The organism is Alkalimonas collagenimarina, from assembly GCF_030717845.1.
Lineage (GTDB): Bacteria > Pseudomonadota > Gammaproteobacteria > Enterobacterales > Alteromonadaceae > Alkalimonas > Alkalimonas collagenimarina.
Genome location: NZ_JAUZVZ010000004.1, coordinates 59,403 through 83,854 on the forward strand (window position 1 = coordinate 59,403; position 24,452 = coordinate 83,854).

Below are 24,452 nucleotides of genomic sequence, written 5' to 3' on the forward strand. Positions count from 1 at the left end.
ATACAAAACTGGCGGCTAAGGCCGCCAGTAAAATACGCTTTTTTATTGTTTAGCGTATCGTCCTACCTGCAAGTAATCTAAGGTGATTAATGCAGTTTCTTCCAACAGAGGATCCAAATCATTCAGCACATCAGGAGCATCATCCGCATCTTCTATCGGCTCTTTGCCAAGTAAAGCCAAGCGACTATTGATGCGTTCCAATTGGCGCTGTTGGCGCTCCTCACGTTCTTGTAAACGGACAGACTTCACCAATGAAACCGACTTTTCTTCACGTTGCTGTTGAAACTCAGCGATATCAGCCAGCAAATACTGGAACTCAGGATTATTAGCAATCCGCTGCTGATGCTGCTGATGCAACCGCTCTAGATAGGGTTCCATCACAGCAAGACGTTGATAGGATGCTGCGGGGATCGAATCCCATGGCAGGGCATTTTCTTCCTGACTTTCGCCCCAGTCTTCAGGGTCAATTGCGGATGGAAAAGTAATATCCGGGATCACACCACGATGCTGCGTACTGCCACCATCGATACGATAAAACTTGGCAATGGTGTATTGCACACTGCCTAAATCATTATCAAACATATCATAAATACGGCCCAAGCCACGATGCTGCTGAACGGTTCCTTTACCGAAGGTTTGCTCACCAACCACTAGCGCACGTCCGTAATCTTGCATTGCGGCAGCAAATATTTCCGAAGCCGATGCACTAAAGCGGTCGACCAAGACCGTCAAGGGGCCATCGTAGTAGCTTACGCCGTCTCTGTCCTGACTGACAGAAATACGACCAGAGCCTTCTCGGATTTGCACCACAGGTCCACGCTCAATAAAGAGTCCAGTCAGCAACGTTGCTTCTTGCAACGACCCACCACCATTACCACGCAAGTCAATAATTATGGCTTCAACCTCTGCCTCTTTCATTTTAACCAGCTCTTTTTTTACGTCATCCGCCAGATTGTTGTAAAAACCAGGAATAGTGATCACACCGATGCGTTTATCCAATGTCGTTAATAGCGGTTCAAATACCTCAGCCTTCGCTGCACGATCTTCCAACCTGATTTTATCCCGTACAATAGAGACAACATCGGTAGGCCCAGCAATGACTGAACTACCACTCATCACCTGCAAACGAACGGTGCTGCCTTTTGGACCTTTGATTAGCTCAACCACGTCATCTAAGCGCCAGCCAATCACGTCAACAAATTCTTCATCATCCTGAGCTACACCAACAATACGATCTTTCGGTTTCAACTCTTGTGTTAAATCGGCTGGTCCCCCCGGGACAAGACTTTGTATCACCGTATAGTCATCTTCGGCCCGCAGCACCGCACCTATCCCTTCCAGAGATAAATTCATTTCTTGCTGAAAACGATCGGCATTACGAGGAGATAAGTAAGAAGTATGGGCTTCAATGCTGCGAGCATAAGCATTCATGATCAACTGAAACACATCTTCGTTGTTGGTCTGCAGTAAGCGTTTTTGTGCGCTGCTGTAACGACGCTCAAGTAATTCTTTTGCTTCCTCAACGGTTTTACCCGTTAACTTAAGATTCAATGCATCAAATTTCACCCGTTGCTGCCATAACTGATCCAGTTCTTCTTCACTCTGCGCCCAGTCGGCATCTTCACGGTCATAGAAATACAATTCATCTTCGTCAAAGTCGAAGTCTTGTTCCAGTACTCGTAGCGCATAACCAAAACGATCATAACGGCGCTGCATACTTTGATTAAACATATCAAAGGCAAAAGATAAATTGCCTTTGTTCAGAGCATCAGCAAACTTAGTGCGGTTCACATCAAAAGCGTCAACATCACTTTGCAGCAAAATCGTACGGTTAAAATCTAAGCTTTTCAGTAGTCGCTCATACACCCGATTTGAAAAAGCCTCATCAAGCTGAACCGGCGCATAATGTTGGCGTGCAAATAAAGCAGAGATCCGTTTACTTGCTGTGGCATGCTGAGACTCCTGTGCAAGCACCGGCAAACTCTTGTCTTCATCGGCACGCTCATCAGCGATCAATGGCAACGAGCAAAGCATTAACACAAAAAAGAAAGCAAAAGATAATCTCATAATTCTCTCAATTAGTAATCCGGCCCGCGTCTAGCCAGACGTTCAGGACTGAAATAAGCTGTCCCGGCTGGTTTTAATCACCATACCAGAGTTTAACTGGACAGTGACCTCATTGCGGGCAACTTCTATAATAGTAGCAAACATGGGTGCTTGCCCTAATCGAACTTGCACTTTACCACCAACGGCAAAGCCATCATCAGCCAAAGGAGTTAACGCTTGCTGCTTCGGCCCATTACTTTTTACCTTAGCAGGGCGCGTTTGGTTTACTTTTGGTTTAGCCGCTTGGTCGTTAGAGCGCCCAGAAGGCTTTTTGTTCACTGGCTTTTTAGTAGAAGCAGGGCTTGCAGCAGCCGCTTTTTTCTCAGCATGAGCGGCTCGGGCCCGCTCTTTACGCAGTTCTGCTGCTTTGGCTTTGCTCTCAGCTAAGGTTTCAGCAGCATGATCAGCTTGTTGTTGATCAATTTTCTCAACCTCAACACCATTGACATCTACCCGGGCAGCATCAACTTTAATCGATTCAAGATAGCGCCAGCTGGATGTATAGACTCGTAAAGCTTGGCGCAACTGAGTTTTGCTGAAAACACTGTCTTCAGTCACAGTAGCAGCAAGATCCTGAAAAATACCAATTTTCAATGGTTTTGCCGGGCCTTGAACCGAAAAACAGTTGGGATAATGCTCAGCTAGCAAAGCAATGACATCTTTCACGCTGGAAGGTTTTTTAGTTACTGCTTGTTCGTTTAATTCACTATTGGGGGTTGTCATGCAAAATTACTCTTCATTATCCTCATCAAACTGATCAGCAGGATCTGGTTCTGCTGCCAGTTGATTCTCTATATAGGCGATGGCCCAATCAATCAGCTCATCTTCGCTTGCTTCAAGTATAAGACTATCATTTGCCAGTTGCTGCCATAGCAAACTGAGCAGAGACTCCACGTCACTGGTTGGTGTATCGTCTGGGAACAGTGGCCAGACGGCATGATAGATGGCATTGAGCTGATCAGCAACCTGTTCTTCCTCCCCCTCCCAATCACCCACATCATGAGGAGAAAATAAATAATCACGAACCTCTAGTAAGGCTTTCATAATAAGGTTTGCTCAAATAGTTGAACCAACCGTTCCAACTGCAGCTGATCGTCTGCATCAAAGCGATTCAAAACCGGGCTATCGATATCCAGTACCGCAATGATATTCCGGCCTTGATGCACCGGAATAACAATTTCAGACTCGCTGGCAGCATCACAAGCGATATGCCCCGGAAAGGCATGCACATCAGCAATTCGCTGGGTCTTTCCAGTTGATACCGCAGTGCCACAGACACCTTTACCAACAGGAATACGAACACAAGCTACCTGCCCCTGAAAGGGACCTAGTACCAGCTCACCTGAGCGCATAATATAAAATCCAGCCCAGTTAAGTTGTGGTAAAGTGTTAAAAATTAATGCACTCAGATTGGCCATATTGGCAATCATATCGGTTTCATTGTCTAACAATGCAGCCGCTTGCTGCTGCAATTGTTGATAGAGCTCAGTTTGCGCTGTAATCATGATCTCAATACTACGACCTGTTAAAGGCCTAACATTACTCGGTTTAAAGGCAAAATTAAACCTTTTATTAGCACTATTCACTGTCTTAAGCCCTTTACTGGCTTTGTTTCGCTCTAAAAATCACCAATCCCCTCATTATGCTGCAGCCAAAGCATTGGGTTGGCCGGATAATAGCAGCTGGCTTGCATGGGTTGATGTTCAAAAAAACGTGTATCCTTGTGCGGCAGTTTCATAAAGCCACCGACTCCCTCACCACTGATTTGCGGTACTTTGCGCAGTATATTTGCTAACAAGGTACTAAATTCAGCTTCAGCGGTCACATCCAGTAAACGGTAGTAGCTGTGGATCTTCATGTACAAGGGGGTGACCTCAAAAATCAAACAACCGGTGTGCCGGATCTGATTTAACCGAGCAATATCGTCCATAATACTATCTGGCAAGATCAGCTGTTCATCTGGATCTTTGCCATCTTCAAAATACGAGTGCTGTTTACTCGAAGCATCGCTACTAAGCACTGGTGCAATGCGATACGGTATTTCAGCCTCTTTCGGTGGTATAAACGGCTCAGAGATATGTTCCCGGCTGATATGGATGGTGTTGCGGGCATTGAATAAGCATGCCTTGAAGATCCCCACCCGACCAATGGCCTGCGCCAGCTGCACTACATTATTCACTGCTACGGCAAATGAACGTGTTAGGCTGTCGTCGTAAAGATTTAAGCTGGAGTCGATGTACACCCCTTTTGGCTGCCAGTGAATAGCCAGCCCCCCCACTACCGGATAACGAGCCAAACGGCTAACGGCTGCAATGAAGGCTTTTTCCGTATCCCCCATACCATCCAGATAGTTTTTATAGTAGCGCTCTAGCTGCGCATCATCGATGTAACTAATACCATCTTCAATACTGTGTTCACGCAGAAACGATTTGCGCGATGAATACACTACGGTATCCAGGTCATGCCGCACCGGACTGACCCACACCGGTAATAAGGCGTTGTCATCCAAAAGCGATAGCTCTGGTAACACCAAGCGCTGTAAACGTGGCATATGCTGCAAAAAATAATCGCCGGCTTGCTGTCGTAACACCGTATCGTCTGCCAGTAAGCTATCCAACATGGTGGCAAATTCCTGAGGTAAACCAAGGCTACGAGCTGGGATTGCTTTGTAGCCAAAGCGACACGACTGACCAGAGGCCAACGCATACAAGGTACTAGCGACCCCTTGTTCATCAAAGCGTGGGTTGGATAATTGGCCTGAGCGCTGTTCAGGACCAATAAAGTAGACATCACCCAATCGGCCATTGGAGTGTTGTAAATCGGCCGACATCAACCCCATGACATCGTTGCTGATAAACTGCCCCTGTTCATCGGTCTGAGCGAATACCGACGATCCCCAATCGACCAGGCTTATCTGCTCTGCCTCTGCATCAAACACCAGGTTAGAGGGCTTAATATCACCATGCACAATAGGAGCCCGCACGCCATCTTTACGATGTTGCCGTAGCACTTTAAGGAGCTCAGCCAGTTGCGCTGCCAGCTTTACCAGCAAGCGCGCTGATAAGCGGCCATGCTTTAAGCTGTATTGCTCCAGATCCATACCCCTGGCACGCCCCATCATCAGGATGCCTTGTTTTTTAATCAACTGATAGGTGATATAACGCGGTATCGCTGGGTGTTGCACTTGCGACAACATAAAGGCTTCATCGGCCAGCCTCTCCTGAATATGAACTGGCAGGGTAATGCGCGAAAACTTAAAAACGCATTGCTCACCCTGCAAGCTGACGCCTGCAAAAGCAAAACCATAAGCGCCCTTACCTATCAATTCTATCTGCTGATAGCCCAGCTTTTCCAACTCAGAGATACATAAAGCCACCCATTCTCTTAACTTGCGGGCATCATTGGCATTCAGCAGGTAAAACGACTGCTCTTCTGGAATGTAAAAGTTTCTAAGTTGGTGTTTGTACATCATAGCTTACTCTGCTAAGCCCGAACACAGCCGAAACTGGCCTAATGGTGCAGCGTATCAATAAACCGAGTCACCTTGATTTGCTTGAAGCGTATTTACATCTTTTGTCGCCACAGTACTATATACGAAATACACTAGCTTACCTGTACCTGTAATTACACTTTTATTGCCGTAGTTTAAGCAGCTTGCTAAGTGGCGTGGGAGCTTCACCACGTATTTCAGCTTGTGTGTACAGCTCACATAATCGGCTTAACTCTATTTCATACATATATTTGCACTCCTCATAGTCATCATTATCTGTAGTATCTGACTGAGAGAGCAATTCATAGTATCGTATTGCATCTTCTAAAGCTTGGATGCAAACGGCTATCGTGCGAATATCAAGACTTTGCATAAGATACCTTGATGTTGATGTTTGCATTAAGCGCTAACTTATCTAACGCTTGCAAAAACTTACTGACCGGCATATCAAAATTTGGAGAAATTGAGTAATGCCAAGACTCTTTTTTTGGGATGTAATGATCTTTTGTGATCACTAGCTCCTTAGGAACAATGGTACCTGCAGGGATGACCACATATTCCCAATTTTTATGCCCGAATAAACCATCAATATCAGATAAAGAAGTACCGCGACTTTCTTCTGACTTTACATGAGTGATTCCATTCTTGACGAAAGTAGTGACATCTGCAAGCCTGACTCGGCCATTTGGAAGTATTCTTTCTTCTAAATCAGGGTATAATGGGTTTATTACCTTCTCACTCTCCGCCCGATTAACCGCTCTCCATAAAGTTAAATCTATATCAGAACGATAAATTTTCTCTAAATCGCCTCTAGAGATAATTATTTCTTCTAATGTAATCATATAACACCTTCATAATTGATGTATGCCTTGAAGTATCTGGCAAGCCTAATGGATTCAGGTTGACACCATCACATCCAATACAAACTTAACACTACATATTTAAACACCAATAATCAACATTATACAAACAAAAATAACCAATAAAAATACAACTAAAATACCTGGAGTTAATCATCTATAACGGAATATAAAAGACATGAGAATATGTGCAGTAAATATAACGAAAAACCCATGCCGAAGCATGGGTTTTAAATGTTGTTGCCAAGGATGAAGCTACCTCTACTTCATTGCCACTAGCATGGAAGCTGGCTGCTCCAGGTACTGTTTCCATAGATTGCAGAAACGGGCGATGGTACCGCCATCGATGACGCGGTGATCACCAGACCAGCTAATTTGCATCAGTTGGCGGGCTTCTACCTCACCCTTAGCATTAAAGCGCGGCAAGACTTGTACTTTGCCCAGCGCGACAATGGCCACTTCTGGCTTGTTGATGATAGGCGTAGCAACTGTTCCACCAATAGCACCAATGTTGGAGATGCTAATAGTCCCGCCTTTCAGCTGATCAGGGCTAACCCGCCCTGCTCTGGCCTTATCGGTGAGTTCAGTCAGCTCTTTAGCAATATCGACAATCGACTTTTGCTCGCAGTGCTTAATGTTCGGCACCAATAAGCCTACTTTCGAATCCACAGCAACACCGATGTTGTGCGACGCTTTGTAAGTCAGTTCGCTGCAATCAGCGTTGGGCTGGCTGTTTAAGATCGGGAACTCGCGGATAGCCATTGATAGTGCTTTCATAAAGAAAGGCATCATGGTCAGCTTTACCCCTTGCTCACGATACTGATCTTTCAGCTGATTACGCAACGCAGTCAGCTCAGTCAGGTCAATTTCATCGCAGTAAGTAAAGTGCGGAATGCTGCTGACCGAATCCATCATCTGCCGTGCCATCGCGGCTTTTACGCCTTTAATCGGCTCGACTCTATCGTCTGCAGATGCCTGAATACGTGAAGGCTGAGCAGCAGTGCTAGTTGTTGTTGAGCGGCTATCACTGGAAGCTTTCGTACTAGTATGGCCATCGGCAAAAGCGCGTACATCATCTTTAAATACCCGCCCTTTATCACCAGAACCGGATACTTTACTAATATCCACATCCAGCTCACGAGCCAAACGGCGCACTGCAGGGCTGGCGACGGCTTTACCCGGCCGCGCGGCTACAGTATTGCTGTCGGCTTTGCCCGATAAACTGCTGGCATTTACTGCTGGTGCTGACTGCTTGCTGTTGCTTTCGCCTGCGCCAGCAGGAGCCGTGCCTGCGATTTGCATAGCAAACAGTGGCTGATGTACCTTAGCAATGTCGCCTTTGCCATAATACAGCTTACTGACCTGACCAGAGTATTTAGCCGGAATTTGAACCAGCGCTTTATCGGTCATCACATCACAAACTGGCTGATCTTCTTCAATCATATCGCCTTCAGCGACTAACCAGTCGACGATTTCGCATTCAACAATACCTTCACCAATATCCGGCAGAATAAAGTCTTCATGCTGTGTCGCTGCTGAGCCCTCTGCTGAAGAGTCAGCGGCAAGAGCTGTCACTTGGTTAGCAGCGCTGCTGTCTTTCTCAGCTGACTGGCCGTCATCTACCAGCTCCATTTCAAATAAGGGTTTATGCACAATGGCGATATCCCCTTTTTGATAATACAGCTTACTAACCACGCCATCGTGAACGGCAGGAATTTGTACCAAGGCTTTATCGGTCATGACATCGCAGACAGGCTGGTCTTCTTTGATGGTATCGCCTTCAGCGACCAGCCATTCGACCACTTCACATTCCACAATGCCTTCGCCAATGTCTGGCAGAATAAAATCTGTTTTCATACTGCCCTCTTAAAAGTTGATGGAGCGCACAATGGCTTCATAGGTTTTCAGATGATCGGCGATGTATTCTTTTTCTAGCGCCAATGGGTAAGGGACATCCAGACCACAAACGCGCTCTATTGGGCTTTCCAGATGCAAGAAACAGCGCTGTTGAATAGTCGCCGCGACTTCACCTGCAAAACCACCGGTTAACGGCGCTTCGTGATTAATGACTAAGCGACCCGTTTTTAATACGGATTGCGCCACAGTTTCAACATCCCACGGCAAAATACTGCGTAAATCGATAATTTCGCAGGAAATACCATCTTTCTCCGCCATATCCGCCGCTTTTTGCACGATTTCCATCTGTGCGCCCCACGCCAGCAACGTCAAATCAGTACCTTCCTGAACCACTTCGGCTTTACCAATCGGTAACTCGTAATACTCCTCTGGCACTTCGCCAACCGAGGCTCGATACAAACGCTTAGGCTCAAAGAATATGACTGGATCAGGGCTGTTAATCGAGGCCAGTAATAAGCCTTTCGCTTGATAAGGATCGCGTGGCACTACGACCTTTAAACCCGGTGTGTGGGCAAAATAAGCTTCAGGTGACTGGCTGTGGTAATGGCCACCGGCAATACCACCGCCGTAAGGGGTACGAAATACCAGACCACCTACATTGAATTCATCGCCAGAACGATAGCGAAACTTAGCGCTTTCATTGACGATTTGGTCAAAGGCCGGGAAAATGTAATCGGCAAACTGAATTTCCGCCACAGGCTTCATACCTTGTGCTGCCATACCATTGGCAAAGCCAGCAATGCCCTGCTCGGTCAGCGGCGTATTAAAGCAACGTGCTTTGCCATACTTTTCCTGCAACTTACTGGTCGCACGAAACACACCACCAAAGTGGCCAACATCTTCGCCAAAACACACCACGCCATCGTCTTTTTCCATGGCCAGATCAAGCGCATTATTAATGGCTTGCAACATATTCATCTTTGCCATCAGTCAATTCTCCCCGCAGTCACCGGATAGGCATCCGGGTACTTCTTAATATGCGCTTTCAATTCTTTTAGTTGTTGCTGCAATAACTCAGTTGGCTCGGCATAGACATCGGAAATCATGTGTTCAATCCCCGGTTTGGCTACTTTTTCTGCCACTTTCAGCGCATCAAGGATTTCTTGACGTAAAGCCGTGGTTTGTTCCGTATCAGAAGCATCATCCAGCCAGCCTTGGTTAATAAGCCATAACCGAAAACGGCTGATAGGATCATTTTTACGCCATAGCTCTTCTTCTTCTTTCGAGCGATAACCACTTGGGTCATCTGAGGAAGAATGAGCACCTAATCGATAGGCCATTGACTCAATTAAGATCGGCTCTTTTTCGGCCAGTGCTTGCTCACGTGCCATCTTGGTCGCTTGGTACACAGCCAAGATATCTGCACCATCCACCCGAATGGCTTTGATACCGTATCCGACACCACGACAAGCAATACCATCACCAAGAAATTGCTCGTTAGCGGGCGTAGAAATCGCATAGCCGTTGTTACGGCAGAAGAACAAAACCGGTGCTTTGTGCACAGCAGCCATATTCAAACCAGCGTGGAAATCACCTTCGGAGGCGGCGCCTTCACCAAAATAACACAGTGTCAGGTTGTCTTTGCCACGCAGCTTCTGCGCATAGGCATAGCCACTGGCTTGAGGGATTTGCGTACCCAGTGGTGACGATACTGTCATGTAATGCAATGCCTTGCTGCCATAATGCACTGGCATCTGTCGGCCCTTACCCAAGTCTTTCTCATTGGAAAACAGCTGATTCATAAACTGTTCCAAGGTAAAGCCCCGGTAGCGTAAAGCGCCTTGCTCACGATACTGTGCCATGATCATATCTTCATCATCCAGCGCACCGGCACTGCCAATAATGGCAGCTTCTTCGCCGAGGCATTGCATATAAAAACTAATACGTCCCTGACGCTGTGCCGCCAGCATCCGCTCGTCCAGCACCCGGGTGAAAACCATGGTATCGTACATTTTTAGTGCGGTGGCTTTGTCTAGCTCAGGCGCAGTCGCCCCATCGTACAGGGTGCCGTCATCTTTTAGAACACGCAGGGTAGGAATGCTTAACGCGTGGCCACTGATGAATTCTGCAGAATGCACCGACGTATTGGTGGCGTTGTTTGGGTTGGTCATAGGGTTTCTCTTGGTTGTTACTTGTGGCTGGTTGACGTAAGCGGCAACCAGACCTCAAGGTTGAACATGCAAAGCTGGCCAAAGTATAGTCACTCTAGACCGCTCTTCCCCATTTTGTCCGGCTTCTATGAGCTGGATCAGCTATTATTATTGTTATGAGTAGTTATTCTCGGTGCCAACTTTACCTTTACGTAAACTGCATTGCAACACTAGTCACTGCCTTTTCAGCGCTGAAAACTGTACAGCTGTCAGTTTTGGTGTACTGAGACCTGAGTTCGCGTAGGGCCGTTTAATTGCGCCCCTGTAAACAAAACATATTAAAAAAGGCGCAATCATGCGCCCCTACAATTTGATTTGGATTTTGGGCGCAATCATGCGCCCCTACAGTTTGATATTGGTGTTAGTTCGAAGTGGCTATTCCAACTGACCTTTTACGGAACGTGGAACCACCATCAACATGGCACGCTGGCCTATGGCTACCTTAGCATTTGGGAAGATCAGCGCCTCGCCTTCCTTTTCTACCCGATATTCCGTATCGCCATCGGTAGCCAATAAAGTGCCCACCGGATAGGTCGTGAAATTTTCGACATCATTTGCAAAGTGCAGTTTAAAATCCTGCGTTTGCTTATTGATAGAGCGGTACACTTCGTACAAATGAAAATCGCTTTCCACAAAGGGTTTTACCGCCAGGGCTTCATCGGCGACCAAAGCGCGTAGACTTTGCCTTACTTCAGTGAAGCGGCTCATATTATTTTCACCAAAAGGACGCACCTTGCCCAGCTCAACCGTAAAAGCATCAGCACCATGCTGGTGTGACGCATAATAACTAAAAGTAGAGGCCGCAGTTTGCATCAACAATACCGTACTTACGCCGCAAGCCAATAAAAACTCAAATTGATTTTGCTGCCATTTACGCTCATGCAGGTATGGATACACGGCAAATTTTTCAAAGCGGGAACCACGGATAGCAGTATGCAAGTCATACAAGTAACGTTTACGCGTCCCTACTGGTGCCTGCTGATAGAAACGAGTGACGTATTTCTCCAGAGCAAGAGCTCGTTTACGCTCTGCATTGATTAATCCCGCTCCTTTGCTGTGATGCCCAGAAAACAACCGGTTCAGGTTCTCCTCTACCTCCCGTTTACCAGCATTAATCGCCCATGGATTGCCGAACAACACCAAGGTTCGCTGCTTTAGCACAAGTTTTTGCTGCAACACATCGCTGACCAACTCAGCACAAAGCTCTATTGGCGCTGTTTCATTGCCATGTACACCACAAGACAACACAATATCTTTGTCTTGCACACCCTCTGGCGTAAAGCAGATCACGCCGGTATCCCAAATTTGTACCTCAGTACCATTCTCTAACTGAAACTGGCTTGGTGCTAACCCGTTTGGGTTTTGTCGTGTCAGACTGAGAAAATCATGGTTAGGTACCCACTGCTGCGGCATGCCAGCTACTCCTTAATCGAAAAAAATCTAAGCGGAAGGATTGACGGCCTCACGGCCACTAAAGAAATGAACCTGATTCCGACCTTGTTTCTTAGCATGATACATCGCGGCATCAGCGTCGGCTAACAGTTGTTTTAAATCATAACCTGAGCTATCGCTCGAAGTCACACCAAAACTTGCAGTTAATAAGAACTCATGGCCACTGGCAGAGGTATCAATGTCTTCAATGGCATCACGGCATATTTCTGCCAGCATCAATGCTTTATCGGCATGGCAGCCAGGCAACAAAATGGCAAACTCTTCACCGCCCAAACGGCCAAACACATCATCTAAACGCATAAAGTTACGGCAGCTATTAACCACCTGCTGTAACACCCAATCTCCTACAGCATGGCCAAACTGATCGTTAATCTGCTTGAAGTGATCAAGGTCGAACATTACCACACCCATCGTTATATTTTTTTGCTTGCATGTGCTGAGTGATTGTTCCGCCAGTTGATTGAAATGATAGCGGTTGCTGATCCCGGTTAGGGCATCAAACTCAGCTAAGTGCTTAAAGCGATGTCGCCCTGTCAGGCCGCGGTATGCCAAAACACCGGCTGCTAAAAATAACACCAAAAAAAGACCGATCAACAAACGGGCATTTTGCGCTTCTTTGCTAAGCACCTCTTGCTGTAAATGCAAAAGCAGATTGTCTTTATTCAACAACTCAATCTGCCTGTTTTTAGCAGTGACTTGCGCTCTCGCCAGATGAAATGCCTGCTCTCTGGCCGAAGCATCATCTCGGAAATCAGACTGTCTTCGACTGAACTCTTTATATGCGGCAAGTGCAAGTTGATAATTATTCTCGGCCTCAGCTAATAAATACTTTACCTGATAAATTAACTGGCTTGCTTGATTCGTTTCATCAATATTGATTAAAGCTTCTGCTTTTTGAATCAGTTCATGAGCAGTGCTAAATTCGCCCAGAGAAATATAAGCGTTTGCAGCAAGAGCTTTGGTGAATGCAATAAGAGCTGAGTAGCGAGTAGATTGGTAGTTTTCGTACTGTTCTTGGTAAAAGCTTACCGATTCCTCATAACGCTCCGTTTCAATCAGCATTTCATGGAATTTGTTCAATATTAGCAAGCTGTAAAGGTTTTCACCGAAATCAGCGCAATACTCTGCTGCTTGCCAGGCTTTCTCTTCAAGTTCACGCCATAACTTTTTACCAGCTAATACTTCAACATTTAGATAGCTGGCATGACACAGCGCTTTTCCTGACTCTGCTTGTTGCTGTAAAGTATCAATGTAAAACGTAGCATCATCAAATTTTGATAACTGAATCAGTGTTAAGGCAATAACTGCAGAAGCTTGCTCTATTGTTTTCGGGGCGTGCGTGTCATTGAGTTGAGTGGTCAGCTCATTCAAATAATGAAAAGCTTCTAAATACTGTTGCGATAGCACCAATACATTGGTTGCCATTGCCGTTGCTCTTAAACGCAGGTTTTCCTCAGTTGTAGGTGATATTAGAGGCTTTACGGTGAGATAAGCCTCTGTTAAATCGCCTGTTAAACCGTGACGATACGCCTCAAGCAACCTAAAGTAATTCTGCTCATCGCGTGTCGCGATTGCCAACTCAGATTCAAGTAACGGCAACTGTTCCGTAAATTGAGCTCCATGAGTCGCTCGTAAATCATCAAGCTGCTCAAGCTTCAACCACAAGGTTTGCTCACTTGAGTGAACCAGTTGCACAGTGCACAGTGTCAATAGCAAACAGAATTGCATCAACCTTAAAAACATGGCTCGAATAACCATCAATTACTCATCAAGCAACACGATTAACTGTTGCTATGTATGACTTTTCTTCAATAGGCTCTTGCTCTGGTTGAGGTTCATCTTCTGGCTGTTCTTCAGGTACTTTTTCAGGTTCTTCTTCAGGTGCAAATATGGCACACACAACATTGTTTCTCACACCAATCAGAGACTCTAGTTTAGCTACATCAGCCTTCTGTAAAGCCAAATATAACTCACTATCAGCTGCAATTTCAGTTTGCATTAAGCTTTTAGCAATAAAGCTATAACTAGCATCATTACCAAGTTTTTCTAATAATCTAATCACGTCATGCATCAAATGCTCCTTTGTATTTTTATATATTTGTAGCAATGAGTTCAAGGATATAAACAGTTTCATTATCGCTAAAGCAACTTCAATAGCAACCACTAAATGCAGTAAGAGCACAGTAACACTATCTTTTAGACATCCTAATCGCCAACTTAATTACTTTCATAATGCACTTTCTGGTAATAAATTCGGTAAAGGTAAAATATCAATTCAGGTTGTAAATCATTCAAATCGAACTGTACTCATAGATGCGCTTGTCCAGTCGACTTGGCGTAAAGCCAACCATTCGTGCCACTTTGAGCGCGGCTTTGTTCTGCTCTGAGATATCAACCCAGACCCGTTTCATGCCAATAGTCTGTGTCAGGTGAGCGAGACAGGCTTTTGTTACTTCCGGCGCATAGCCCTTACCTTGCCCTGTTTTAGTTAGCATTAGGCCATATTCAACACTCTGTTGCTGCCAATCCAGTGAACTGATCCCTACAACGCCCAATGCGACACCTTTGTTTTTGCTCTCGACCACTAAAAATAATCGCCGAAGTGGTCGCTGCTCTGCGCAGCGCAAAGCAAACTGAAAGCTCCGCTCAGCTGCTGTTTCTGTAAGCGGCTCGGTGATAAAGCGCATGATCTCATCCGTGCTGTACAAACTCAGATAAAGTGTTTGATCTTTGTTTGATAACAGCCGACATCGTAGCTGACTGGTTTCAAACACAAAATCACTTGCCGTAGCAATAAAAGCCTGTTCTGACATACCAGCCTCTGTTAATTTTGCTCTGTCAGCATCTTTAGCTTAGCCAGCATGGCATGATTCGGCTCCATGTCACGACAAGGTGGTATTACCAATGTCGTTTTTAAATCCATCGTTGCTTGCGGCAAAGCATGCAAAGGTAACCGCTCTATTCGCGCTTTTTGAATAGGCAAACAAATCGCTTCGTATAAAATAACTTCATGATCATTGGGGTAGTAGTCAGCCAACATCGACACCAACAACTCACGATAAGCCGCCCCCGTGCTGAATTTAGTCAGCGAGCGATCACCAGCTATGCCTACTTGCCATAAAATCAGGTAAGCCGACGGATCCAGTACGCGTTTATAAAACATCAATTGACTGGTTTCGTAATGCTGGCAGCCGTATGTGCCTGGATCAATCCCCAAATCGGCAATTAAACAATCTTCAGCCGAAATGCCTGGCTCCATATGGGCGGTATAGCCCTCTTCGCGGGCTGTAGCGATGACTTTATGTGGCACCCAGGCAAACACCCCAGGGTGGCCATAAAAGGCACCCACTACCTTTTTCCCGGCCCGCACTTGCTCCAGCATGGTGGCCACCATCTGCCGATAGGTGATCATCCGTGATTGCCCTTCACAATAAAATGGCTGCAAACTGCGCACATCAGTATTCATGCCTTCAATCCACTGTTCGGTAATGCCATCGGCAACCAACACAAACACCACATCGGCTTGCTCGATATAACTTCGGCTCAATGGGCTGATATGTGAACCCAACGTCATACCAGTGCCGACACAAACTAAGCTACCTTGCTTCATCATTACTCCTGTTATTTTTACATGTAGCATACCCTATTTTTATAATGGATCCAGTTAGATGCTAAATCCAAAAAATCATGCCATACTCGTGCCTGACGCTATGATTTGGGTGGTGTATGAAGTCGACTACCAAGCTTTGTGTTTCATTACTTATTGCCGTGTGCTGTAATCTCTTAGCTGATCCACCTGCTGAAAAAGGTATGCTTTTGGTTGCGTTAGGCGCAGACAAACCTCCTTTTGTGGTATCAAATGATCAGCAGATATCCGGGCTTGAGGTGGATATTTTCCGGGAAGCCATGGCAGGCTCCGGTTATGTCATTGAGTTTGTCGTACTGCCTTTTCATCAACTAAATCGCGCTTTAGTTAACTTCTCAGATTTGGATGTAGCCGCTGGAATAGGTACCGAGTTTTTACCTGAGCTCCATTACGTGGAGGAGTTTAGTTACTACCAAAACATTGCGGTAAGTAAAGTTTCGAGCAAAGCGCAGCTGGAACAAATTGCAGATTTGCGGAACTACTCGGTAGTGTCGTGGCAAGGCGCCAGTCAGCCTGATACTCCACTCGGGCAGGTATTCCATCATTTGTATGGTACCGATAACCATCCGAACCAAGGCTATCAGGAACTCAGCCAGTACAATCAAAATGCAATGTTTTGGCTTGGACGTACCGAGGTTGTGATTGTGGATCGTGCGATATTTAGTTGGTATCGACGCTTATTGTCTCATACGATGGATACTACTGCAGAAGTGCGCTTTCATCCGCTCTTTCCTCAGCGTCAATACACCAAGGCAGCCTTTCGCGATGCTGAATTGGCACAGGTATTTGCTAAAGGTTTAGAGCAGCTCAAATCCAGCGGTCGCTACCAACAACTGTATGAACAGTATTTGAAGTAGCAGCCACCTTTATTGCATCCAGAGCTGCAATGCCTGGTTAAAGTCAGGGTCTCTTTTCACCTGAGGCAACACCACATTAATCGCATCGGTGACCTGCTGCCCCCACTCATTATTGGTGCAACCAATAGCCCCAGCCACTTTCTGTTGATCAAGCTCTAAAATAGGCAGCAACTCAAGTTGGGTTTGGTGATGTACATTGTAGTAATGCAGCACCATAGCGTAATCAATGGTAAAGTCGAGTCGATCAGCAGCTACCATGGCCATCACTGCCATAGGACCTTGATCACCCGATAGGGCAAAGCTGTGCCTGCTGTGCTGTTCAGCTTGTTCAATTAAAGGCTGAAGCATGCCAAAGCGACGACCTGCCGGGTGACCAAATCGCCAGTGGCTATCCATAAACAGTTCGGATAGTGATACATTGTTGCCATAGCGCTGTCTTAACAGCCGGGCTTTTTCACTCGTGGTAATAATACCGTGGGATTTATAGTGATGCGTAGGTTCGCTATATAAGGCTCGGCTCTCGCCTTCTGGTTTATGGATCATGCAAGGGAAACACATCGGTTCAGCTCTATCCAACAGCAAGCCGATTCTCGCCTGTGGTAACTCTATCAGTTCATGGCGATACCCGGTCAATTGTGAGCTGACACTTCGGATCAAGGCGTCACAAATACCCTGCCCCTGATATTTACCAGACACAATATGAAATGGCGGCGCGTCATTAACGGCCCATGTCAGAACCGGACGAGGGTCAGCTTGAAGATTTGGTATAACAATACCTGATAAAACTATAACTATTGACACTCTTCCGATAGAACGCCAGACAGAAGTGAACATATCCTACCTTACCCGATCAGCTTTTGATGCGTGTAATCAACCGCTACCGCTGTTTTGTATACGAAACAAAGTGCAATGTAGCTCACTCATTGTAGATGGGTAGCTACACTGTATTTGTATGATATTAGCGAGTATAACCAAGGTAGCTTAATCGGGTATGAACCATATCGTACGCACGCTCATCACCACTCAGGCTTTGAGCTTACGCACTTTGGAACGATTAGATCGGGTTGATTTGGCAGCCGGATCAAGCCCGGTATGACGTGTTAGCGCAGGCTGCCCCTTGCTTTGGTTACGATGACGCGATGGTTTGCGCAATTCATCACGGCTTTCAGCTGGCACTAAGCAATCTTTGCCACGGCCAATAAGGTGCTCCATGCCATGTTGACGTAACGCTTCACGAATTTGTGGCCAGCCTTTCGAATCATGGTAGCGCAGTAACGCCTTGTGCAAACGACGCTGACGCTCGCCTTTTGGCACCGCCACATCATCCATTGTATCTTTGTGGATGTTTTTCAGCGAATTCATACCGGTGTGGTAAATCGTTGTGGCATTCGCCATAGGGCTGGGATAAAAGTTTTGCACCTGGTCCAGCTTAAAATCACGCTCTTTCAACCACAGCGCCAGGTTAATCATATCCAAGTCAGTCGTGCCTGGATGGGCAGATATAAAATACGGGATCAGGTACTGCTCTTTGCCCGCTTCTTTACTGTACTGTTCAAACATGGCCTTAAATTTATCATACGCGCCCATACCGGGTTTCATCATTTTGGATAAAGGACCCTCTTCGGTATGTTCCGGTGCAATCTTCAGATAACCACCAACATGATGCTGCACCAACTCTTTGACGTAATTCGGATCTTCTACCGCTAAATCATAACGAACACCTGAGGCGACCAACACCTTTTTAATGCCCGGTAAGGAGCGAGCTTCGCGATACAATTCAACCGTTGGGCTTTGATCGGTATCCATGTGTTCACAAATAGTCGGGTACACACAAGATGGGCGACGACAGGTTTGCTCAGCGCGAGGGTTCTTGCAACGCAACTTGTACATGTTGGCCGTTGGCCCACCCAGATCAGAAATCACCCCGGTAAAGCCAGGTACTTTATCGCGAATTTGCTCCACTTCTTGCAAGATTGAGGCTTTCGATCGGCTTTGAATAACACGGCCTTCGTGCTCGGTGATAGAGCAGAAGCTGCAGCCACCGAAGCAACCACGCATGATATTGACCGATGTTTTGATCATCTCGTAAGCAGGGATTTTTTCTTTACCATAAACAGGGTGAGGCACCCGTTGATAGGGCAAGCCAAACACCAAATCCATCTCTTCGGTACTCAATGGAAAAGCTGGCGGGTTGACCCAGATATGGCGATCACCATGGCGCTGCATAATGGCACGGGCACAACCGGGGTTGGTTTCCTGGTGCAAAATTCGGGATGCATGCGCATACAGCGGCTTATTCACGCTGACTTGCTCAAACGCTGGCAGCTTAACGTAGGTTAGCTCCCAGGGCTTTTGCTTAGCCGGTTGCACCACCACCGCTTTGGCTTCCACCTGCGGCTTGCTCAGATCAATGCCTTGCTTGGCAAACTCAGAGTAACTGCTACAGCCAACATCATCTGCCCCATAAGGGTTTGGCACCGGATCAATCTTACCAATTTTATCCAGCGCCGTTGAATCGACCCCACGCCAGCCCACCAGCGGCTCTTTGCGGATCACCGCGGTACCACGCACATCCTGAATTGTGCTGATGCTTTCACCAGCAGCAATACGAGTAGCGACCTCAATCAGTGGACGCTCAGCATTGCCATAAATCAGGATGTCAGCTTTGGCATCAAACAGCACCGAGCGGCGAACTTTTTCCGACCAGTAATCATAATGCGCAATCCGCCGCAGGCTGGCCTCGATGCCACCAATCACTACCGGGACATCTTTGTAGGCTTCTTTGCAACGCTGCGAGTACACCAACACAGCTCGGTCTGGCCGCTTCCCGCCAATATCGCCAGCGGTATAGGCATCATCATGCCGTAGCTTTTTATCGGCGGTATAGCGGTTGATCATCGAGTCCATGTTACCGGCAGATACGCCATAAAAAAGATTCGGCTTGCCAAGGCGCATAAACGCATCTTTGCTGTGCCAGTCCGGTTGCGCAATAATACCGACCCGAAAGCCTTGCTGCTCCAACATTCGCCCCACCACGGCCATACCAAAGCTTGGATGGTCAACGTACGCATCTCCCACCACCAGAATGATATCGCAGCTATCCCAACCGAGCGCTTCCATTTCCTGACGTGACATTGGTAAAAATGGCGCCGTGCCATAGCACTCTGCCCAGTATTTTGGGTACGAGAACAAGTCGCGTTCAGGGGCCATACGAGCAACAGGTGCTCTGGTTCGGATAGGTGTAGCTGACTGTGACATGAAAAAACGGCCCGTGTAAAAACAGGCCGTTAGTATAGCGGTTTCACAACAGAAGATACAGATTTACAGGCTGTGAGCCTCACTCTCTTGTGGTTTCTCTTGCTCCTTAATGTATTTAAGCTTTTGCTCTTCTAATACACTGTAGGCCGTTGGAACCAACAATAAAGTCAATACCGTCGCAATTGACATGCCAAAGATCACGGTAATAGCCAGTGACATATTTCCCTGACCACCTGGCCCACGGTCAAACGCAGCGGGGATCATGGCTAAAATCAAGGTAAGTGAAGTCATCAACACCGGCCGTAGCCGAACTGGACAAGCCATTTGCAAGGCTTTATCAATGGACATGCCTTGTTTATCCCGGTATTGGTTGGTGAGATCGATCAATAAAATAGAGTTCTTCGTGACAACACCAATTAATAACACCATGCCAATCATCGAATAAATATTTAACGAGTTGCCGGTGACCCACAGACCGATAAAGGCACCCATCATCGCAAGTGGCATGGCGGTCATAATAATGATCGGTTGCAAATAGGAGTTGAACTGACTTGCCAGTACCATATAGACCAACACCACAGCAACAAGGAAGACAAAAATCATCGCTTGAACCGTCCGGCCCAGCTCTTCCGCCTGACCGGTCAGGGCGATACTGTAACCACCCGATAAAGTTCGCTCCGCCGTTTGATGAACCAACTCAATGGCATCTGACAATGGAATATCCGGTGCTATGTAAAATGGTGTCGCGTACTGAATGTTATAACGACTAATCACGGCAGGCGCATGCCCCTCTTCAAAACTCGCCACCGCATCCAATCGGATCCTTTCTCCCTCAGAGTTTCGTAACCAAATTCGATTAATGTCAGCCGCCGTAGTAAATTGATCGTCCCGACCTTTGAGCCGAATTCGAAAACGCTCCCCACCGCCAAAGTCATCATCAAACCGGGCTACATCTGCACCGCCAATAAATATATTGACCGCCTGCACGACATCGGATGTTCGTAGCCCCATAAAATGTGCCCGTTCACGATCAACCACCAGCCTTAGCTCTGGTTGGTCAAGCCGGGAATCCATATCAATTCGTCCTAAACCATCATGCTGACTCAGTGCATGCAACAGTTGTTCAGACTGCTGAGAAAGTTGCTCCAGATTGGTGCCACGGACGTAAAACTGTAACGGCTCGCCGCGCTGACTACCAAACATGCCCTGCGATGCGGTAAATATCCGCACACCTCCAACATCGGCAAAAGCATGGTTTAAACGGTTCATCACCTGTTGCTGAGTATCACGTCGTTTGTCCCACGGTTGTAAGCGTACAAAGGCAATTGCTTCATTGACCCCTCCGCTACCAACGCCAATGGCAACAAAATAATTCTCGATAAGGGGATCGTTTCCTAGAATGGCCTCAACTTCACTCACTTTTTCATCCATATAATGGATGGATGAGCCAAGTGGTGCGCGCATGTTGACAACAAATTGCCCCTCATCCTCGTCGGGTGCAAACTCTGCTGGTAAATGTGCACCCAGCCATAAACTACATAAAATCGCCAAACCAGACCCCAGAATGACTTTGGTGCGGTGGCCTAACGTCCAAACCAATACTTTTTGATAGTGCTCATCCATCCAAGTGAAAGCGGCTTCCAGATGCTGGTAAGTGGGTCCGTGAGTTTTTGGCACCGACAAGAAGCGAGAACACAACATTGGAATAAGGGTTAGTGCAACAAAGGTCGACACAGCGACACCAAACACAACGACCACCGCAAAGGACTCAAAGAAGCGCCCGATGATCCCTTCCATAAAAATAACTGAACCAAAGATGGCGATTAATGATAACGATGACGCGATAACGGCCGTAAATACTTCATTTGCACCTATACTGGCCGCTTTGTGTGTATCGTTCTCACCCATTTCCCGATGGCGCCAGATATTCTCCAGCACTACAATGGCATCGTCGACCACTAAACCAATCAGCAACAAGATAGCCAGCATCGTCATTGAGTTCAGGGTATAACCCGAGAAAAACATCACCGCAGTGACTGCCAGTAAGGAGACCGGGATCGAGATTACAATCAGTAAAGTTGAACGCAGGTTTTTCAGAAATAACCACATAATTAACCCGGCCAGGATCAAGGCAAGTAGCAATGTCCTCTCCAGGTTGTCAATCATGTTCTTAATAAAAACCGATTGATCCGATGAAATCGTCAGCTCAATGCCCGCAGGAAGTATTGGTTTAATATCCTGCTCCAACCGCTGCTCAATTTGTCGCACCACTTCAACCGTATTGGCTCCAGCCACTTTTATGACGCCCAAACCAACACTCTCTTCGTCATTAAAGCGAGCTAAACGCCGAAAGTCGGTCAAGCCATCAACAATAGTACTGATATCCTGCAAACGAACTAAACGATCCCCTCTGCGGGCAATTACCAGCTGATTCAGTTCGCTAACATCGTGATATTCCAGATCTAAACGCAGCATGCGTTCTTGTCGGCCACCCACTAAAAAGCCACCACTGGCAAGTACATGCTCATTATCAATAGCCGAGCGTACATCAGCCACCATAATGCCTTCACGACTCATCGCGTCTGCATCCAACTCAACCCGAATGCGTCGGTTACGACTTCCGCCCAGCCGGATTTCGCCAACCCCATTAATCTGTTCCAATTGGGGTCGTAACGTCGTGCGAGCAAATTCGGTCAGTTGCTGAATGGTACGATCCCCTTTGACGATCAACCAGAGGATGGGTTGGGAGTCAGCTTCTACCTTGTTTATAACCGGTGAATCCGCATCATTCGGTAAACTGCCAACCACTTCGCTAACCCGGGTCTGCACTTCTGAGAATGCAACATTAATGTCCTGTCCCATTAAAAAGGTAATATTGACGGTTGAAGAACCTGGCGCAGACACGGAGCTAATGTTATCAATCCCAGGCACGGTATTGACGGCTCGTTCGATAAACTGTGTGACACTGGCATCGACGGTATTCGGGTCAGCTCCCGATAATGAGGTACTAACGGATATCACAGGAAAGTCCACATTGGGCACCCGATCATTACCAATATCCTGATAGGCAATTAAACCGAACAATACCAATACGGCACTCATCATCACCGCCATCACATGACGGCGAATAAAAAACTCAGGTAAAGTCATCTTAGCGTGCTCCCTGTCGGCGGACCTCAGCATCATTGGTTAAATAACTGGCCCCATCAACCACGACCCGCTCACCAGGCTCCAGCCCCGACAAGATTTCCGTGGTGTCAGCAGTGATCAGTCCAACCTCGACCTTTCGCTCTTCAACCCGACCGAAGTCCTCACGGCCAGGCAGCACATAAACAACACGGCGTCCGGGGCGAGCGATAACACTCTCGGATGGAACCGTGATGGCATTTGGCCGGTGGGCAAGCTCTACAAGCCCCTCTAACATAGTGCCGGAAGGCCAAGAGGAAGGAGGAATAAACTCGACCACAGCAACAATGCCCATGCCATCCTCTACTGAAGGGCGCAACCTTGTTACCTGCCCTTCAATCCAATAATCGCTACTCCCCAACCGCCGTAACTTTACATTCATTCCAACCTCAAGCCGTCCTCCTATCCGCTCAGGAAAAGGCAGGCTTGTTCTGGCGCTTGTATCTGGAACCATCCGAAAGGCTTGGTCTCCTGCGCTGACATAATCTCCTTCAGAGATATAACGCTCATCTATGCGCCCACTAATCGGGGCTTGAATTCTGGTATGAGAAACCTGGCGCTGCGCTTCTTCCCGGCGACTTTGTGCCGCTTTCAATTCTTGTTGAGCGGTAAACACATCCGCTCTGGCTGACTCCAGGTCCATCTGGCTGACGTATTGCCCACCGCCAACCATCTCCAATCGATTCAAGTCACGTTTAAATTGCTCATAGCGGGTTTCGGATGCGGCGGCATCGGCTTGTGCTGCAGAAAGTGCCAGTACATAAGAGCTATCATCAAGTTGAGCCAGTACAGTCCCCTCCTCAACCTCATCGCCGATGTCATGGAATATGGTCACGACACGTCCATCAACTTCAGGAGCGACTTGAGGGCTAGAAAAAGCTTCACTACGAGCCATGGATCGCTCAGTTTCAACGATGGTCGTTAAACGAACCTGCTGAAAGCCAACAGGCGTACCAGTGGGCTCTTCTGCTTCGTCACTAAGGATCGGTGAACAGGCTGCAACTTTAACAGCAAGGATTAAAAGGCTGGGTAACCAGATGATATTTCTGGATTTTCTCTGCATGCAAACCACTCCATGACAACTCTATACTGTATTTTAAAAGCAAAAAGATGAGTCCTGGCTGAACCATCCTTTATTCCATTGTACAATATCTCTTAAAAAAAGGTCTTTATTGCATTCAATCGTATTGTTGTTTGATCTTCTCCAACTGGCTAATAAACTCATCCAATAACTTTTCCGATGCTGCATTGCTGTGCCAGGTATTGTGAAAGCCAAGTGTGAGCTGCACCCGGCTATTATCAAAAAACAATTCATAGCCATCAAAACCCGAGCTGACTTGAACACCGTCCAGTAAATGGCCTTGTCCCCATTCTGTATCAATGGTTTTGCCGTGTTTTTCTATTTTGCTGTAAACATCCATCAGTAATTTACTATCCAATTTATGTTCCATACCGCCCTCGTAACCTCTAACCTGGTGTGCTTATAGCCACTATAGCATTGATGCCATAAATTACGACGCAATGGTCCAA

General features: G+C 46.8%; 20 protein-coding genes. 1 reads left to right on the top strand and 19 read right to left on the bottom strand.

The window, feature by feature from the left end; all coding sequences use genetic code 11:
• Positions 1 to 42: 42 nt before the first annotated feature.
• From prc to Q3O60_RS03665, 14 genes are all read right to left on the bottom strand, one after another.
• On the bottom strand, positions 43 to 2,034 hold the full coding sequence (prc, locus tag Q3O60_RS03600; protein WP_440132261.1) for a carboxy terminal-processing peptidase: 1,992 nt from the start codon (positions 2,032 to 2,034) through the stop codon (positions 43 to 45).
• A gap of 75 nt (positions 2,035 to 2,109) precedes the next feature.
• Positions 2,110 to 2,829, bottom strand: a complete 720-nt coding sequence (proQ, locus tag Q3O60_RS03605) for an RNA chaperone ProQ (protein ID WP_305892542.1) — start codon at positions 2,827 to 2,829, stop codon at positions 2,110 to 2,112.
• Between the two features lie 6 nt (positions 2,830 to 2,835).
• Positions 2,836 to 3,150, bottom strand: a complete 315-nt coding sequence (locus tag Q3O60_RS03610) for a hypothetical protein (protein WP_305892543.1) — start codon at positions 3,148 to 3,150, stop codon at positions 2,836 to 2,838.
• On the bottom strand, positions 3,147 to 3,611 hold the full coding sequence (msrC, locus tag Q3O60_RS03615; RefSeq protein ID WP_305892544.1) for a free L-methionine (R)-S-oxide reductase MsrC: 465 nt from the start codon (positions 3,609 to 3,611) through the stop codon (positions 3,147 to 3,149). The genes Q3O60_RS03610 and msrC overlap by 4 nt, the downstream gene beginning before the upstream one ends.
• Before the next feature lie 113 nt (positions 3,612 to 3,724).
• The gene (locus Q3O60_RS03620; protein WP_369812624.1) at positions 3,725 to 5,578 is read right to left on the bottom strand and encodes a protein kinase domain-containing protein; all 1,854 of its coding nucleotides are present in this window, start codon (positions 5,576 to 5,578) and stop codon (positions 3,725 to 3,727) included.
• Between the two features lie 377 nt (positions 5,579 to 5,955).
• Complete coding sequence (locus Q3O60_RS03625) at positions 5,956 to 6,438, bottom strand: Tse2 family ADP-ribosyltransferase toxin (RefSeq protein ID WP_305892545.1); 483 nt, start codon at positions 6,436 to 6,438, stop codon at positions 5,956 to 5,958.
• A 279-nt stretch (positions 6,439 to 6,717) separates the two neighbouring features.
• Complete coding sequence (locus Q3O60_RS03630) at positions 6,718 to 8,313, bottom strand: dihydrolipoyllysine-residue acetyltransferase (protein ID WP_305892546.1); 1,596 nt, start codon at positions 8,311 to 8,313, stop codon at positions 6,718 to 6,720.
• Positions 8,314 to 8,322: 9 nt separating this feature from the next.
• Complete coding sequence (locus Q3O60_RS03635; protein WP_305892547.1) at positions 8,323 to 9,300, bottom strand: alpha-ketoacid dehydrogenase subunit beta; 978 nt, start codon at positions 9,298 to 9,300, stop codon at positions 8,323 to 8,325.
• Positions 9,300 to 10,484, bottom strand: a complete 1,185-nt coding sequence (locus Q3O60_RS03640; protein ID WP_305892548.1) for a thiamine pyrophosphate-dependent dehydrogenase E1 component subunit alpha — start codon at positions 10,482 to 10,484, stop codon at positions 9,300 to 9,302. The genes Q3O60_RS03635 and Q3O60_RS03640 overlap by 1 nt, the downstream gene beginning before the upstream one ends.
• Before the next feature lie 414 nt (positions 10,485 to 10,898).
• Positions 10,899 to 11,936, bottom strand: coding sequence for a succinylglutamate desuccinylase (gene astE, locus Q3O60_RS03645; protein ID WP_305892549.1), 1,038 nt, complete (start codon positions 11,934 to 11,936; stop codon positions 10,899 to 10,901).
• A 27-nt stretch (positions 11,937 to 11,963) separates the two neighbouring features.
• Positions 11,964 to 13,718 carry a GGDEF domain-containing protein gene (locus tag Q3O60_RS03650; RefSeq protein ID WP_305892550.1) on the bottom strand — a complete coding sequence of 585 codons (1,755 nt, stop codon included), beginning with the start codon at positions 13,716 to 13,718 and terminating at the stop codon, positions 11,964 to 11,966.
• Between the two features lie 25 nt (positions 13,719 to 13,743).
• Entirely contained in the window at positions 13,744 to 14,046 is a 303-nt protein-coding gene (locus Q3O60_RS03655) for a hypothetical protein (RefSeq protein WP_305892551.1), read from the bottom strand.
• 220 nt (positions 14,047 to 14,266) lie between these two features.
• Positions 14,267 to 14,788, bottom strand: coding sequence for a GNAT family N-acetyltransferase (locus Q3O60_RS03660; protein ID WP_305892552.1), 522 nt, complete (start codon positions 14,786 to 14,788; stop codon positions 14,267 to 14,269).
• 11 nt (positions 14,789 to 14,799) lie between these two features.
• A complete protein-coding gene (locus Q3O60_RS03665; RefSeq protein WP_305892553.1) occupies positions 14,800 to 15,585 on the bottom strand; it encodes an SAM-dependent methyltransferase in 786 nt (261 codons plus the stop codon).
• A gap of 116 nt (positions 15,586 to 15,701) precedes the next feature.
• Between Q3O60_RS03665 and Q3O60_RS03670 the strand changes: the two genes are divergently transcribed.
• Positions 15,702 to 16,478, top strand: coding sequence for a substrate-binding periplasmic protein (locus Q3O60_RS03670; RefSeq protein ID WP_305892554.1), 777 nt, complete (start codon positions 15,702 to 15,704; stop codon positions 16,476 to 16,478).
• Positions 16,479 to 16,487: 9 nt separating this feature from the next.
• Here Q3O60_RS03670 and Q3O60_RS03675 read toward each other — a convergent pair whose 3' ends face one another.
• From Q3O60_RS03675 to Q3O60_RS03695, 5 genes are all read right to left on the bottom strand, one after another.
• Entirely contained in the window at positions 16,488 to 17,174 is a 687-nt protein-coding gene (locus Q3O60_RS03675; protein WP_305892555.1) for a hypothetical protein, read from the bottom strand.
• A gap of 327 nt (positions 17,175 to 17,501) precedes the next feature.
• The gene (locus Q3O60_RS03680; RefSeq protein WP_369812627.1) at positions 17,502 to 19,688 is read right to left on the bottom strand and encodes a YgiQ family radical SAM protein; all 2,187 of its coding nucleotides are present in this window, start codon (positions 19,686 to 19,688) and stop codon (positions 17,502 to 17,504) included.
• 111 nt (positions 19,689 to 19,799) lie between these two features.
• A complete protein-coding gene (locus Q3O60_RS03685) occupies positions 19,800 to 22,886 on the bottom strand; it encodes an efflux RND transporter permease subunit (protein ID WP_305892557.1) in 3,087 nt (1,028 codons plus the stop codon).
• Position 22,887: 1 nt separating this feature from the next.
• Positions 22,888 to 23,985 carry an efflux RND transporter periplasmic adaptor subunit gene (locus Q3O60_RS03690; protein WP_305892558.1) on the bottom strand — a complete coding sequence of 366 codons (1,098 nt, stop codon included), beginning with the start codon at positions 23,983 to 23,985 and terminating at the stop codon, positions 22,888 to 22,890.
• 115 nt (positions 23,986 to 24,100) lie between these two features.
• Complete coding sequence (locus Q3O60_RS03695; protein WP_305892559.1) at positions 24,101 to 24,373, bottom strand: DUF3081 family protein; 273 nt, start codon at positions 24,371 to 24,373, stop codon at positions 24,101 to 24,103.
• Between the last annotated feature and the right edge of the window lie 79 nt (positions 24,374 to 24,452).